General features: G+C 69.3%; 6 protein-coding genes and 2 pseudogenes. All 8 read right to left on the bottom strand.

All coding sequences use genetic code 11. The annotated features are described in order from the left end of the window. Positions 1 to 22 precede the first annotated feature (22 nt). On the bottom strand, positions 23 to 1672 hold the full coding sequence (locus ACZ5CW_RS19080) for a glycoside hydrolase family 13 protein (protein ID WP_468602714.1): 1650 nt from the start codon (positions 1670 to 1672) through the stop codon (positions 23 to 25). An 89-nt stretch (positions 1673 to 1761) separates the two neighbouring features. Next, positions 1762 to 2682: a sugar ABC transporter permease gene (locus ACZ5CW_RS19075; RefSeq protein WP_468602712.1), complete on the bottom strand. Its 921-nt coding sequence runs from the start codon at positions 2680 to 2682 to the stop codon at positions 1762 to 1764. Positions 2683 to 2694: 12 nt separating this feature from the next. Continuing rightward, the gene (locus tag ACZ5CW_RS19070) at positions 2695 to 3693 is read right to left on the bottom strand and encodes a carbohydrate ABC transporter permease (RefSeq protein WP_468602710.1); all 999 of its coding nucleotides are present in this window, start codon (positions 3691 to 3693) and stop codon (positions 2695 to 2697) included. Between the two features lie 134 nt (positions 3694 to 3827). Further along, positions 3828 to 5117, bottom strand: a complete 1290-nt coding sequence (locus tag ACZ5CW_RS19065) for an extracellular solute-binding protein (protein WP_468602708.1) — start codon at positions 5115 to 5117, stop codon at positions 3828 to 3830. 366 nt (positions 5118 to 5483) lie between these two features. Continuing rightward, positions 5484 to 8570: pseudogene (locus ACZ5CW_RS19060) on the bottom strand (alpha-amylase family glycosyl hydrolase); the annotation flags it as partial. Between the two features lie 111 nt (positions 8571 to 8681). Further along, positions 8682 to 11744: pseudogene (locus tag ACZ5CW_RS19055) on the bottom strand (alpha-amylase family glycosyl hydrolase); the annotation flags it as partial. Between the two features lie 274 nt (positions 11745 to 12018). Beyond that, positions 12019 to 12996: a dTDP-glucose 4,6-dehydratase gene (gene rfbB, locus ACZ5CW_RS19050; protein ID WP_468602706.1), complete on the bottom strand. Its 978-nt coding sequence runs from the start codon at positions 12994 to 12996 to the stop codon at positions 12019 to 12021. Continuing rightward, positions 12993 to 14060, bottom strand: coding sequence for a glucose-1-phosphate thymidylyltransferase (locus ACZ5CW_RS19045; protein ID WP_468602704.1), 1068 nt, complete (start codon positions 14058 to 14060; stop codon positions 12993 to 12995). The genes rfbB and ACZ5CW_RS19045 overlap by 4 nt, the downstream gene beginning before the upstream one ends. Between the last annotated feature and the right edge of the window lie 124 nt (positions 14061 to 14184).

The raw sequence follows: 14184 nt of genomic DNA, 5'->3' as shown, positions 1-14184 counted from the left end.
AAAGGACTGTACCGGTCGCATGTCAGACTGCCCACCAGGCGGCGCAGTCCCCGGGCAGTTCCGTGGTACGGGCATCCGGCTCGACGACAGCGCTGGCCAACAGCAAGATGCCGGGAGTGGCCAGCGTGACCGGCGCGGTGGTGAGGTTGACCGTGCAGACGAAGGAGCCGTCGGCGGTGTCGCGGCGGAAGGCCAGTACGCCCCCGGGGCTGTCCAGCCAGGTGATCTGGCGGCCGGCGCCCAGCGCCGGGTGGTCGCGGCGGACGGCGAGCGCGCTGCGGTAGAACTCGAGGGTCGAGGCCGGGTCGCCGTCCTGTGCCGCCACGCTCAGGTGCTTCCAGCCGTGGGGCTGCGGCAGCCAGCTCGGCCCGCCCTCACGGGGACCGAAGCCGAACGGCGGCACATCACCGGCCCACGGAATCGGCACGCGGCAGCCGTCGCGGGTGCCGTCCTGGCCCGAGCTGCGGAAGAAGGCAGGATCCTGGCGGACCTCGTCGGGCAGGTCGACGACCTCGGGCAGGCCGAGTTCCTCTCCCTGGTAGAGGTATGCCGAGCCGGGCAGCGCCAGCATCAGCAGGGTCGCCGCCCGGGCCCGGCGCAGACCACGCGAGTCGTCCCCGTCCGACAGGCGCGTGGCGTGCCGGACCACGTCGTGGTTGGACAGAACCCAGGTGGCGGGCGCGTGCACGGCGTTCACGGCGCCGAGGGAGCGGTCGATGACGTCGCGCAACTCGACGGCATCCCAAGCAGCGCCCAGGTACGCGAAGTTGAAGGCCTGGTGGAGTTCGTCGGGCCGGATGTACCGGGCGCTGCGTTCAACGGTCGGCGTCCATGCCTCTGCGACCGCGATCCTCTCGCCCTGGTACTCGTCGAGGATCCGCCGCCAGCCGCGGTAGATCGTGTGCACGCCGTCCTGGTCGAAGTACGGCACGGTTCGCGTGCCGAGCAGTCCGACCTGGTTGTCGTGTCCGACGTCCGGCAGGCCGGCCGCTTTGACCAGGCCGTGGGCGACATCGATGCGGAAGCCGTCGATGCCCAGGTCCAGCCAGAAGCGCAGGATGGAGCGGAACTCGTCGTGCACGGCCGGGTGGTCCCAGTTGAAGTCGGGCTGTTCCGGCGCGAACAGGTGCAGATACCACTCGCCGTCCGTGACCCGGGTCCAGGCCGGGCCGCCGAAGATCGACTCCCAGTCGTTGGGCGGCAGCTCGCCGTTCTTCCCCGTGCCGGGACGGAAGTGGAAGCGTTCCCGCAGTGGCGAGCCGGGTCCCTCCCGCAGTGCCTGTTTGAACCACTCGTGCTGGTCGGAGCAGTGGTTCGGCACGAGGTCGATGATGATCCTCAGGCCCAGCGCGTGCGCGTCGCGGACCAGGTCGTCGGCGTCCGTGAGGGTGCCGAACATCGGGTCGACGGCCCGGTAGTCGGCGACGTCGTAGCCCGCGTCCGCCTGCGGGGACGCGTAGAACGGCGAGAGCCACACGGCGTCCACACCGAGACTCTTCAGGTAGGGCAGCCGGGCCCGGATGCCGGGCAGGTCGCCCATGCCGTCGCCGTTGCCGTCGGCGAAGCTGCGCGGGTAGACCTGGTAGATGACCGCGTCGCGCCACCACTTCCGGCGCCCGAAGGCGGCTGAGGAGGCGTCGATGGGGGCTGCATCGGTGACGTGCTGGGTCATGGATTCCCTCAGGGATGCGGTGGGAACGACGGAGGCGCTCGCTAAGGAGACGGGACCGGGCGGGGTTCCCGCCCGGAGAGGAGCGGCGGTCACGACTTGGTTCCGCCGGCCGTCAGCCCGGAGACCAGGCTGCGCTGCACGAGCATGAACACCAGGGCCGCCGGAATGGTGATGATGATCGCGGTGGCGGAGGTCCATGCCCAGTCCGGTCGCTGGTCCTGCGCGAAGGTGCGGATTCCGACGGCGAGCGTGTAGTGGTCGGACTGCATGAACTGGGTGGCGTAGGCGACCTCGCCCCAGGCGGTGAGGAAGCTGTAGAAGGCGGTCACCGCGAGACCGGGCCGGGCCAGCGGTACGATCAGCCGCCAGAAGGTGCCGAACGGGGTGAGACCGTCCACCCGGCCCGCCTCGTCGATCTCCTGGGGGATGGTGTCGAAGTACCCCTTCATCATCCAGGCGCAGAACGGCACGGCGGTCGTGGCGTAGGCCAGGATCAGGCCGAGGTAGTTGTCCAGCAGGTTCAGCTGGGCCATCAACAGGTACAGCGGGACGATCAGCACGATGCTGGGGAACATCTGGGTGACCAGGAACGTCCACATCAGTTGCCTGCTGCCGGGGAACTTCATCCGGGAGACCGCGTAGCCGGCGGTCGCGGCGAGGAAGACACCGAGCGCGGTGGTGCCGCCCGCGACGATGACCGTGTTCAGGAACCACTTCGGCAGGTCCGAGTGGGACAGCACATCACTGTAGTTGTGGAGGCTGAGGCTCTTCAGCACTTCGCTCGGCTGCTGCCAGGCGTTCGCCGGCCCCAGTGAGATGAACAGGATCCACACCACGGGGAAGGCGGCGATCAGGGTGGCGATGACCAAGGTGCAGTGCAGACCGATGGAGGCGAGGACGCCGCGCTCCTCCCGGCCGCGGACGCGGGGGCGCGGCGGCGCGGGGGAGGGGCGAGCGGCGCCGGCGGCAGGGGTGTGGGCGGTGCCGGTTTCGTGCGTTGCTGCGGTCATGACGATGGCTCCTTACGCCTGCTCGGACTTGAGGGTGCTGCGGCGGTAGAAGGTCGAGAAGGCCAGCAGGAGCGCGAGGATGATGATCCCGTAGGTCGAAGCTCCCGCGTAGTCCGAGATGCCGTTGAAGGCCTTGTGGAAGGCGAAGGTGACGAGGATGTCGGTGTCGCCGGTGGTGTTGTTGCCCAGCAGCAGGTAGATGACGTTGAACATGTTGAACGTCCAGATGCAGCCCAGCAGGATCACGGTGTTCGACACCGGCCGCAGGCCGGGCAGGGTGATGTTGACGAAGCGCTGCCAGGGCGAGGCGCCGTCCATCTCGGCCGCCTCGTAGAGTTCCCTGGGTATGGACTGGAGCCCGCCGAGCAGGGCGACCATGTTGAACGGGATGCCGATCCAGACGTTCACCATGATGACGGCGACCTTCTGGGCCAGCGGGGTACCGAGCCAGTTCTGCGCCGGCAGTCCGAATGCCTGGATGACGTCGTTGAAGACGCCGTACTGGGAATTGAGCATCAGCCGCCAGGCGAATACGCCGATGAACGACGGGACGGCCCACGGCAGGATCAGCATCGCCCGGTAGAAGCCCCGCAGACGCATCTTGCGGTTGAGCAGCACCGCGAGCGCCATGCCGAGGCCGACCTGCAGCACGACGCAGGACACGGTCCACACGACCGTCCACACCAGGCGTGGGTAGAAGTCGCCGTCCGCGCCCGAAAGGACGTGCCAGTAGTTGTCGAGGCCGACGAAGTCGTAGGTCGCCGGGCGGTGGAAGGCGCCGATGGTGGTGGCGACGTTCGACTCGTTCGCGTTCGTCAACGACTGGTAGATGCCGTATCCCAGCGGATACAGCACCAGCACCGTGATGACGATGGCGACCGGTGCCACCATGGCCCAGGCGTACCAGTACTTCTCCAGTGATCGCCTGAGCGCCGTCACACGTGCGGGGCGTGGGGGCCTGGCCCCGCGCGCTGTCTCGTCGGTCTTTCCGGTGCTCGCTGCGGTCGTCATACTCATCGGCTCTTTCGCGGACGAAGTCGGGTGGTACCGCAGCCCCGGGGAGCCCCGGTCGGGGCGGCAGCGGGGAGGTGTTCCCCGGGGCTGCGTGTCCTTGGGTTACCTGTCGGATACTGCTGAGCGCCGGGTCAGCCGATGGAGTAGCCGGGCAGGAGCTTCTGGAACTCCTCGGCCGTGGCGTCGAGACCGGCCTTGACCGGCTCGTCGCCCTGAAGGATCTTCACGTAGTTCTGGGCGAGCGGGGTGAAGAGCGAACCGACCTGCGGCAGAGCCACACGAGCGCGCGCGGTGTTCTCCAGGATCGGCTTGAAGCCGGCGATCTTGGAGTTCGCGGTGACCTCGCTGGTGTATGCCGACTTGCGGGTCGGCAGGGTGACGGTCCCCTTGGCGATGGTCACCTGGCTCTCGGTGGACGTCATGAACTGTGTGAACAGGTAGCCGGCGTCCAGGTTCGAAGAGCCCCGGTAGACGGTGAGGTTGTGGCCGCCGGTCGGGGCCTGGGCCTTGCCGCCGGCACCGGCCGGGACGGGCGCGAAGCCGAGGTTGCCCTCGTCACCCTTGAACGCCGTGCCGGACAGGTCGTCGCCGACCGACCAAGGGCCCTGGACCAGCATGGCGACCTTGCCGCTCTTGAAGGCGGTCTGCATGTTCTGGTAGGCGTTCGCGAAGTCGACCTTCATCGAGGCCTCATCGTTGATCTTCTTCGCGGTGGTGAGGGCCGTCACGGCGGCGCCGTCGCTGATCGTGATCTTCTTGGCCGACGGGTCGGCCAGGTCGGCGCCGTTGCTGTAGAGCAGCGGGAGCAGGAAGTAGGAGTCGGGGTTCAGGTAGGTGCCGTAGGCCCCGGTCTTCTCCTTGATGGTCTTCGAGTCGGCGATGAACTCGTCCCAGGTGGTCGGCGGCTCGGCGATGCCGGCCTTCTTGAGAAGCTTCTTGTTGTACAGCAGGCCCAGCGTGTCGGTCACCGACGGGACACCGTAGGTCTTGCCGTTGTACTTGGCGGTGTTCATCGGGGTGGCGCTGAAGTCCGAGGCGTCCTTCAACGCCGGGGTGCCGTCGAGCGGGGCGATGTATCCCAGCGACGCGTACTCGGCCATCAGACCCACGTCGGTACGCACGACGTCGGGCGCGCCCTTGCCGCTCTTGGCGGCCGACTTGAACTTCTGCTCGACGTCGGTGAACGGGACGTTCTGGTAATTCACCTTGATCTTGGGGTACTTGGCCTCGAACTGCTTGATCAGGGCCTTGTAGGTCGGGGCTTCGGTCGCCGCGTCCGAGGTGTCCCAGTACGTGATCGTCCCGGAGATGTCCTTGGAATCCTTCGGCTTGCTCGACGAGTCGTCGCCCGAGCCACCGCAGGCCGAGGCGGTCAGCGCAACCACGGTGACCGCGGCAGCCATCGATATGCCACGTCGCATGTGAACTCCTTGAGTGGATGCCCGGATCAAGCCCTGGGAAGACCAACGGGTGCCGTCTGTCCCAATCGACGGCCGCCGGGCGCGACAGGAAAGCAGCAAGCCTGCAATCTCTTGCGAAAGGGGTTGCAAGAAATTTCCGTGACATCATTCGGCCGGCAGAGGCTGCATAACTCGGTTTCAGGACAAGGCAGTTGGGGCGCGGTTGACACCAGGGGCCGCGGCCCCCGGCTGACCGTGGCTACGACGACGGCGAGCACGGCCGCACCGACCCCGTGGCGGGGCCGGTGCGGCGGTCGGCTGCTGCCGAGACTCTGATCACTCTTCAGGCAGACCCCGGGCCTGTCTGGTTTCCGCCGTATCGGGTACGCGCACACCGGTCGCCGCCAGGAGCGCACCGTCGGCCGACCGCTGCGTGGCGATGACCTGTCGGCCCAGCAGCGCGGTGCGGACCCGGTCGCGGTCGCGCGGGTCGATGGTGAAGGCGGGGTAGTCCTTCAGCTCCGGGTGCGCGGCCTGTTGCTCGTCGGTGAGGGCTGTGGGCCGCAGCCGCAGCCAGTACCCCTCGTCGGACAACGCGCCATCCTTGACGGTGATACCTCCGTGCGGCGCGTACACCAGCTGCCGGCTGGTGGAATCGGTGTCCTTCACCTTCCACACGACGGTGTTCCGGTCGATCCAACGCGCCTCGGACCGGGTGAGGTCCAGGCCGGGGGCGCTGCCCACCGTGGGCAGGAGATAGTCGGTGTCCCCGCCGATCAGCCAGACCTCCTTGCCGTAGGTGCCGAAGTCCAGGGAGCGGTCGGCGGTGAGGTCCTTCTGGTCGTCCTTGTGGACGATGTAGCTGAGCGAGGTCGCGCCGTCGGCGAGCGGCACCTCGAAGGTCACGCCGAAGGCGTCGGTCTGCACCGGCGCCAGGGGGTGCGACCAGTCCGTGGGATTCTTCGCGCCGGTCCAGGTGTGCAGGCCCCAGCCGTCGTACTCGCCGTCGGCCCGGTGGTAGTGGATCACGGCCTTCGTGGTGTCGGGCGTCGGGTAGACACCGTCGGGTGCCGTCTCCGACTGACCGTCGTCGCCTTGCCCGATCCACACCTCGCCGGTCTTCGCCAGGTCGACGGTGCGCCGCGGGCCGTCCGGGGTGCCGTTCTTCGCGACGGTGTAGGTCAGGCTCTCGGCGCCGTCCTGCGGCTTGACCCAGGCGAAGGCGCCGTAGGCATCGCGCCCGGTGAACTCCGCGGTCCGGTCACCGGATGTGAGCCGCCAGCCGTCGTAGTCGCCGTCCGTGCGCCGGTAGTGCACGACGGCGTAGGCGCGGTGAACGGCGCTCGGTGGCTGCGGCACGGGTGGCCGGCCCGCCGTGGTCGAGGCGAGGCTGTGCGAGGTGCGGCCCGCGATGTCGACCGCCACGGCCTTGTAGCGCAGCGGCGTGCCCTGCTGCACCGTGTCGGCGAGGTGCTGCGTGACCGTGTAGGGGGCGTGGTCGGCGGTGCCGAGCGTGTGCCAGGCGCCGTTGCCGACCTGGGCGGTGAAGACGACGCGGTTGAGCCCGCCGCCGGTCACGTCCGCGGAGATGCCGACGTCACCGGTCGCGCCCGCGGCCGGGGCCTTCAGGGTGAGGGAGGGCTTGGTGGCCGGGGAGCCGAGGGGTTTCGTCGCCTCGAGGACCACGGAGGACAGGGCCGGGACGGTGACCCTCGCCTTCGTGTCCGCGCCACTGGTGACCGTGGCGGTGCTGCCGTACAGGCCCCGGTAGGTCAGTCCGGCCGAGCTGGTGGGGATCTCGACGGTCTTCGCCTCGGAGGCGTTGTTGAACGCCACCAGGTAGTCGGCGCCCCGAGCCGTGTCCGTACGTGAGAACGCGTACACGGAGTCCTTGGCGAACCGTTCCGTCTGGACGCCGTCGCGCAGCGCCGGGTTTCGCTGGGTGAGCCTGGAGAGGGCGGCGATCGCGCGGTACAGCGGGTGGGAGGTGTCGTAGGCGTCCGAGGCTGCCGTGCGGTCGGTGCCGATCTCGTCGTCGTCGAGGTAGTCGGCCACCTTCGAGGCGAACATCGTCTGCCGGGCGTCCTTGTCGCCCCCGGCGCCGGTGAACCCCTGCTCGTCACCGGCGTAGATCACCGGGTTGCCCCGGGAGAAGAACATCAGTTCATGGGCGAAGCGGTCGCGCGCGAGGAGTCCGGCGTCGTCCGCCGTGGGGTTGTCCTTGAGGAGGAAACCCCCGATGCGGCCCATGTCGTGGTTGCCGAGGAAGGTCACCTCCTCATAGGCGTTGGCCTTGTCGGTGGTGTAGCGGTGGTCCTGCGCGAAGACGTTGCCGAGCAGGTCGGCCGCCCTGCCCTGGGAGGCGTACTGGCGTATGGCGTCCTGGAGCGGGAAGTCGAGTGTGGCGTCGAGCCGGCCCTGCCGTACGTACGGCGAGGTGACGGAGGGATCGGAGGACAGCGTCTCGCCGAAGATGAAGAAGTTCCTCCGGCCGTGCTTGGCGGCGTACGCGTCGAGTGCTGTGGCCCACTGTGTCCAGAAGGCCATGTCGACGTTGCGGACGGTGTCGACGCGGAAGCCGTCGATGCGGAAGTCCTTGACCCATTTCTCGTAGATCCGTTCCATGCCACGGACGACCTCGGGACGTTCGGTCCACAGGTCGTCCAGACCCGTGTGGTCTCCGTAGAGGGCGCTCTCGCCGACGAAGGTGGAGTCGCCACGGTTGTGGTACATCGTCGGATCGTTGAGCCAGGCCGGGGCCTTGGTGTGCTGTTCGGCGGCGCCGACCTCGGGAGTGTAGGGGAACCCCTTCGCGTCGACCTCGTGCGTGCCCTTGCTGTCGTCGAAGGGACGTCCCGCGGTGTCCAGGTAGGGGTAGGCGCCCTTGCCGCGGCAGGCGTAGGCCTTCTCGGTGTTGGTGATGGTGTCGGCGGTGTGGTTGGTGATGACGTCGAAGAAGACCTTCATGCCCTTGGCGTGGGCCTTGCGGATCAGCTCGGCGAGGTCGGCGTTGCTACCGAAGTGCGGATCGACCCGGGTGAAGTCGGTGATCCAGTAGCCGTGGTAGCCGGCGCTCTCGCCGTTGCCCTGCACCGGCTTGTTCCTGAAGACCGGAGCCAGCCAGATCGCGGTCGTGCCGAGGCCCTTGACGTAGTCCAGTCTGTTGATCACACCCTTGAGGTCGCCGCCCTGGTAGAAGCCCTTGTCCGTGGGGTCGAAGCCGGTCGTCGAGCGGTCGCCGCTCAGGCCGCCCTTGTTGTTGGCGGTGGTGCCGTCGGCGAACCGGTCGGGCAGCAGGAAGTAGAACTGCTCGCGGGTCATCCCGTGCCGGGGAGCCTCCGCGGCCAATCGGGCGTCGGACGGCGGAGCGGCCGGCCGGTCCGCCGCGCTCGCGTGCTGGACGGCGGGCAGGGCGGAGGCCAGGAGGACAGCGGCGACGGCTGTGCCGGTACCGCGCTTGACGGCGCCCGACAGGCTTCTTCGGCGGCGCCCGGTGCGCAGGCCGGCCGGCCTGCCGTCCGGGCTGCCATGTGAGGTGGGTGATGTGGTCACGTTGCGGCTCTCTTTCCTTCCGGATCAGTGCTGGGCCGTCTGCACGGTCGTGGCGCCGAGCAGCGCCCCGTTCTCGCCCCGTTGGGTGGCGATGACCTGCCGGCTCGCCCGGGCCTCGCCGATCCGGCCGCGGTCGCGGGAGTCGACGGTGAAGGCCTGGTAGTCCTTGAACCGCGGGAACGCGGCTCGCTGCGCGTCGGTCAGCGTCGCGGGCTTCAGGCGCAGCCAGCGACCTTCGTCGGTCAGGGCTCCGTGGTGCAGGGCGATGCCGCCCTCCGGCGCGTACACGAGCTGCTGACTGGCGACTCCGGTCCCGGTTCCGTGCCAGACGACGGTCGTGTCGTCGATCCAGGTGGCGGCGGAGGTCTCCAGATCGAGGCCGAACGCGCCGCCGAGGGACGGGGTCAGGTAGGCGGGGTCGCCGGCCACCCGCCACACCTCGTGTCCGTACAGGGAGAAGTCGAGGGCCTCGTCGGCCGGGACGTCCTTGTCCTCCTTCCTGTGCAGGATGTAACTGAGCGAGCCGGCGTCCTCGGCCAGCGGGACTTCGAAGACCAGGCCGAAGGAGTCCCGGCCCACTGGTCGCACGGGGTCGTTCCACTCCGGCGGGTTCGCCGCTCCGGTCCACGCGTGCAGACCCCACCCGTCGTAGTCGCCGTCGGGGCGGTGATAGTGGATGACGGCCTTCGCGGTGTCCTCAGGCGGGTAGTGGGCCGCGGGACGGGTCACGTCCACCGCGTCGCCGCCCTCTGCGACCCACGCCTCCGGCGCGGCAGCGAAGTCGAGGGTCCGTTCGGGTCCGTCGGTGATGCCGTCCTTCTCCAGGGTGAAGCGGACCCGGCTGGCGCCCGCGTCCGGTGCGAACCAGGCGAAGGCTCCGTAAGCGTCCCGGCCGGTGAAGTCCGCGGTCCGGCCGTCCGCCGTCCGCAGCCGCAGGCCGGTGTAGTCGCCGTCGGCTCGCCGGTAGTGGACGACGGCCTGGTGGCGTGCCGCCGTCGGCTTCCCGGCCACCGGTGCCTGACCCGCGGTCGAGGCGGCGAGGTCACTCGCGGTGCGGCCGGCGCTGTCGACGACGACGGCCTTGTACCTCAGGGGTGTTCCGGCCGCGACGTCGTCGGTGATGGTCTGGGTGACCTTGTAGGGGGCGTGATCGGCAGTGCCGAGGACCTGCCAGGCCTCGTTGCCGACCTGGGCGGCGAAGACGACCCGGCCGAGTCCGTCGCCTCCGGTGTCCGCGGCGATCTCCACCGTCCCGGTCGCGCCCGTGGCCGGGGCTCTGAGGGTGACGGTGGGCCTGCCCGCGGGCGGGGCCGGCGGCTTCGCCGCCTCGTACACGACCGACGACAGGGCCGGTACGGTCACGGAGACCTTCCCGTCGCCGTCGCTGCGCACGCCGCCCGAGATGCCGTACAGCGCTTGGAACCACGTGTGCGCCGAACCCGTCGGGAGCTGGACGGTCTTGGCCTGGGGCGCGTTGTTGAAGGCGACCACGTACTCACGCCTGCGCCGCTCGTCCGTCCGGGACAAGGCGTACACGGATCCCTGGGAGTAGCGCTCGGTCTGGACGCCGTCGCGCAGAGCGGGGTGCTGCCGGGTCAGCCGGGAGAGCGCGGCGATGGTCCGGTAGAGGGGGTGGCTGGTGTCGTAGGCGTCGGAGACCGCGGTGCGCTCGGTGCCGATCTCGTCGTCGTCGCGGTAGTCGGGGACTCGGGAGGCGAACATGGTCTGCCTGGCGTCGACGTCTCCGCCCGAGCCGGTGAAGCCCTGCTCGTCACCGGAGTAGATCACCGGATTGCCGCGGGAGAAGAACATCAGCTCGTGGGCCAGGCGGTCCCGGCGGAGCAGCTCCGGGTCGCCCGCGCCGGGGTTGTCCTGGGCCACGAAGGCACCGATGCGGCCCATGTCGTGACTGCCGAGGAAGGTGACCTCGCTGTAGGCGTTGGTCTTGTCCGTGCTGTAGCGGTAGTCCTGCGCGAAAACGTGAGCGAGGTCGTCGGCGGGCCCGCCGCGCGAGGCGAAGTCGCGTGCGGCGGCCTGGAACGGGAAGTCCAGCGTGGAGTCGAGCCGGCCCTCGGTGACATAGGGAGCCGTGATGGACGCGTCCGCGGAGAAGGCCTCGGCGAAGAGGAAGAAGTGCGCGCGCCCGTGCTGTGCGGCGTGCCGGTCGAGCGCAGTGGCCCACTGGGTCCAGAAGTCCATGTTCACGTTCTTCGCGGTGTCGACGCGGAAGCCGTCCACGCCGAAGTCGTCGACCCACTTCTCGTAGATCCGCTCCATGCCGTGGACGACCTCGGGACGTTCGGTCCACAGGTCGTCCATGCCCTGGAAGTCGCCGTACAGGGCACTCTCACCGGCGAAGGTGGAGTTGCCCCGGTTGTGGTACATGGTGGGATCGTTGAGCCACTCGGGGGCCTTGTGATCCTGCGGGTCGGTGGAGACCTGCGGCGTGTACGGGGCGCCGGCCGCGTCGGCTTTTCGCGTGCCCGTCCCCTCGTCGAAGGGGCGCCCCTCGGTGTCCAGGTAGGGGAAGGCGCCCTTGCCGCGATACCCGTACTGCTTCTCGGCGTAGTCGATGGTGTCGGCGGTGTGGTTGGTGATGACGTCGAAGAAGACCTTCATCCCCTTGGCATGCGCCTTGTCGACGAGTTCCGACAGGTCGGCCTCGGTGCCGAAATGGGGGTCCACGCTGGTGAAGTCGGTGACGGCGTACCCGTGGTAGTTGGCGGTCACCCTGCCGCCCCGGACCGTGACCGGCTTGTTCCTGAAGACCGGTGCGAGCCAGACGGCGGTGGTCCCCAGGCCCTTGATGTAGTCCAGGTGGTCGATGACTCCTCTGAGGTCACCGCCCTGGAAGAAGTTCTTGTCCGTGGGGTCGTATCCGGTGATCGTACGGTCACCGGTCATGCCGCCGCGGTCGTCGGCCGCGGAGCCGTTGGCGAACCGGTCGGGCAGCAGCAGGTAGAACTGCTCCCTGCTCGCAGCCGGACGGGCCGGCTCCCTCGCGAGCAGGGAGTTCGACGGCGCAGGGGGCGGACCGCCTTCCGACGCCTGGGACGCCGACGGTGGCAGGACCGCGCCGAGCAGGGCGGCGGCCAGGGTGGCTGCGTAGTGTCCGGGTCTGCCGACCACATGGGGCCTCTCTGTCGTGAAAATTGCTGCACAGGATTTCGGGAGGGGCCGCACCGCGTCGCGCAGGGGGCGACAAGTTTCCGCGACCGAGGGAAAGTTCACCCGGTGGAAGTCGGATTTCGGGCCTGCAAGAGCTTTCGCAAGCCTTTCAGCGCTGTTACTGTCGACGCACTCCGACCCGTTGGCCGCGGGGTCCGCGACCCGGGCCCCGACGCGCCCGGCCCGCGGGTCGGGGTGCCTCTCAGACGGCCGTGAGCAAGGGCTCCCACCAGGACCGGTGCGACCGGTACCAGTACACCGTGGCGGCCAGCGCGGTCTCGAAGTCGACGCTCGGCCGGTAGCCGAGTTCCAGGGCGATCTTGCCGTGGTCGACCGCGTAGCGGCGGTCGTGGCCCTTGCGGTCCGCCACGTGGGCGATGCGTTCGGGGCCGGCATCACACCGCTTCAGCAGGCGCCGCGCCAGCTCCAGGTTGGTCAGCGACGTACCGCCGCCGACGTTGTAGATCTCCCCGGGCCGTCCCGCGGTGCGCACCGACTCCACGGCCTGGACGTGGTCGTCCACGTGGAGCCAGTCGCGTACCTGGTGCCCGTCGCCGTACACCGGCAGGTCTTTGCCGGTCAGCAGGGCGGCCACGAAGCGGGGGATGGCCTTCTCGGGATGCTGGTACGGGCCGAAGTTGTTGGAACAGCGGGTCACCCGGACGTCCAGGCCGTGCGTGCGGTGGTAGGCGAGCGCGACGAGGTCGGCGGCCGCTTTGGAAGCCGCGTAGGGCGAACTGGGCCGCAGCGGATCCTCCTCTTGGGCGGCGCCGTGCGGAATCGACCCGTACACCTCGTCGGTGGATATCTGGACGAACGTCCGCACACCGTGGCGCAGGGCCGCGTCCAGCAGTGTCTGGGTGCCCATGACGTTGGTGCGGGTGAACCCGGCGCCGTCCTCGATGGAGCGGTCCACGTGCGACTCCGCCGCGAAGTGGACGATCTCCTCGTGTCCGGCCGCCAGCCGACGCACCGTCGCGGCATCGCACACGTCTGCGTGCACGAAGGTCAGGCCGGGGTGGCCGCGCACCGGGTCGAGGCGGGCGAGGCTGCCGGCGTAGGTGAGCTTGTCGAGGACGGTGACCGTGACGCCCGGTGGCCCCGAAGGGCCGAGCAGCGAGCGGACGTAGGCGGAACCGATGAAGCCGGCGCCGCCGGTGACGAGTATGCGGGGAGTCATGAGGTGAGCTGCACCTTGCTGTGGTCGCCGATGATGAGACGGTGGGCCTGGGGGAGCCGGGGCGCCGCGGCCACCATCGCTTCGCGGCCGATGAGCGAGCGCTCGATGCGGGAGGCGCCCTCCACGCACGCGCCCCGCAGGAGCACGGAGTGGTCGATGGCGCTGCCCTCGATCCGGCAGTCCTCGGCGATGGCGGTGTAGGGGCCGACGTGGGAGTTGCTGACGATCGCTCCCGCCCCGATCACCACCGGTCCGACGATGCGCGAGCCCTTGACTACCGCCCCTTCGGCGATGCTGACCCGGCCCACCAGGACACTGTGCGGGTCGACCTTGCCGTCGACGCGGCCTTCCATCCGGTCCAGGACGTGCCGGTTCGCCTCGATGATGTCGTCGACGCTTCCGGTGTCGCGCCACGGACGGGTCGTGGTCTCCGCCCGGACGCGCAGGCCCTGGTCGATCATCCACTGCACCGCGTGGGTGATCTCCCACTCGCCCCGGGCGGAGGGGGATATCGCACGCACGGCTTCGTGCACCGCGGGGCTGAAGGCGTAGACCCCGATCAGCGCGAGTTCGCTCGCCGGCCGTTCGGGCTTCTCCTCCAAGCGCCGCACCAGCCCCGAGTCGTCGACCTCCGCGACTCCGAAGGCGGTGGGGTCGGGCACCGGGGTGAGGAGCAGCCGGACGGCCTCCCGGCCGGCTGCGGCGCGCCGGACGAATCCGGTGACGCCCTCTTCGAGGTAGTTGTCCCCGAGGTAGAGCAGGAAGTCGTCCTCGCCGAGGAAGTCCCGTGCGACGAGTACCGCGTGGGCGAGCCCGAGCGGCTCGGGCTGATGGAGGTAGGTGATGCGCAGCCCGAAGGCGGACCCGTCGCCCAGGGCGCGGCGGATGTCGTCGGCGTGGCCGCCGACCACCACCCCGACGTCTTCGATGCCGGCGTCGGCTATCGCCTGAAGGGCGTAGCCGATCACCGGCTTGTTGGCGATGGGGAGGAGCTGTTTGGCGCCTGTGTGGGTGAAGGGCCGCAGTCTGCTGCCGGTACCGCCCGCCAGGACCAGGGCTTTCACTCCGGCCACCGCTGTCGCGGACGGGACTGGGTCTGTGGTCTCACGGATCTCTCCTCGAACGAAAGTCGCGGTGTCACCGGTTGAGCTGTTTTCGACTCAAGCAGAGGCGGCTCGCGGCTCGCAA

The organism is Streptomyces sp. NPDC031379, from assembly GCF_055569615.1.
The sequence above is the reverse complement of the archived record's forward strand: the minus strand, read 5'-3'. Positions and strand labels throughout refer to the sequence as shown.

Bases quoted from the DNA above. Each gene is read 5' to 3' on its own strand.
- ACZ5CW_RS19080 (WP_468602714.1), bottom strand. From the start codon at position 1,672: ATGACCCAGCACGTCACCGATGCAGCCCCCATCGACGCCTCCTCAGCC.
- ACZ5CW_RS19065 (WP_468602708.1), bottom strand. From the start codon at position 5,117: ATGCGACGTGGCATATCGATGGCTGCCGCGGTCACCGTGGTTGCGCTG.
- rfbB (WP_468602706.1), bottom strand. From the start codon at position 12,996: ATGACTCCCCGCATACTCGTCACCGGCGGCGCCGGCTTCATCGGTTCC.
- ACZ5CW_RS19070 (WP_468602710.1), bottom strand. From the start codon at position 3,693: ATGACGACCGCAGCGAGCACCGGAAAGACCGACGAGACAGCGCGCGGG.
- ACZ5CW_RS19075 (WP_468602712.1), bottom strand. From the start codon at position 2,682: ATGACCGCAGCAACGCACGAAACCGGCACCGCCCACACCCCTGCCGCC.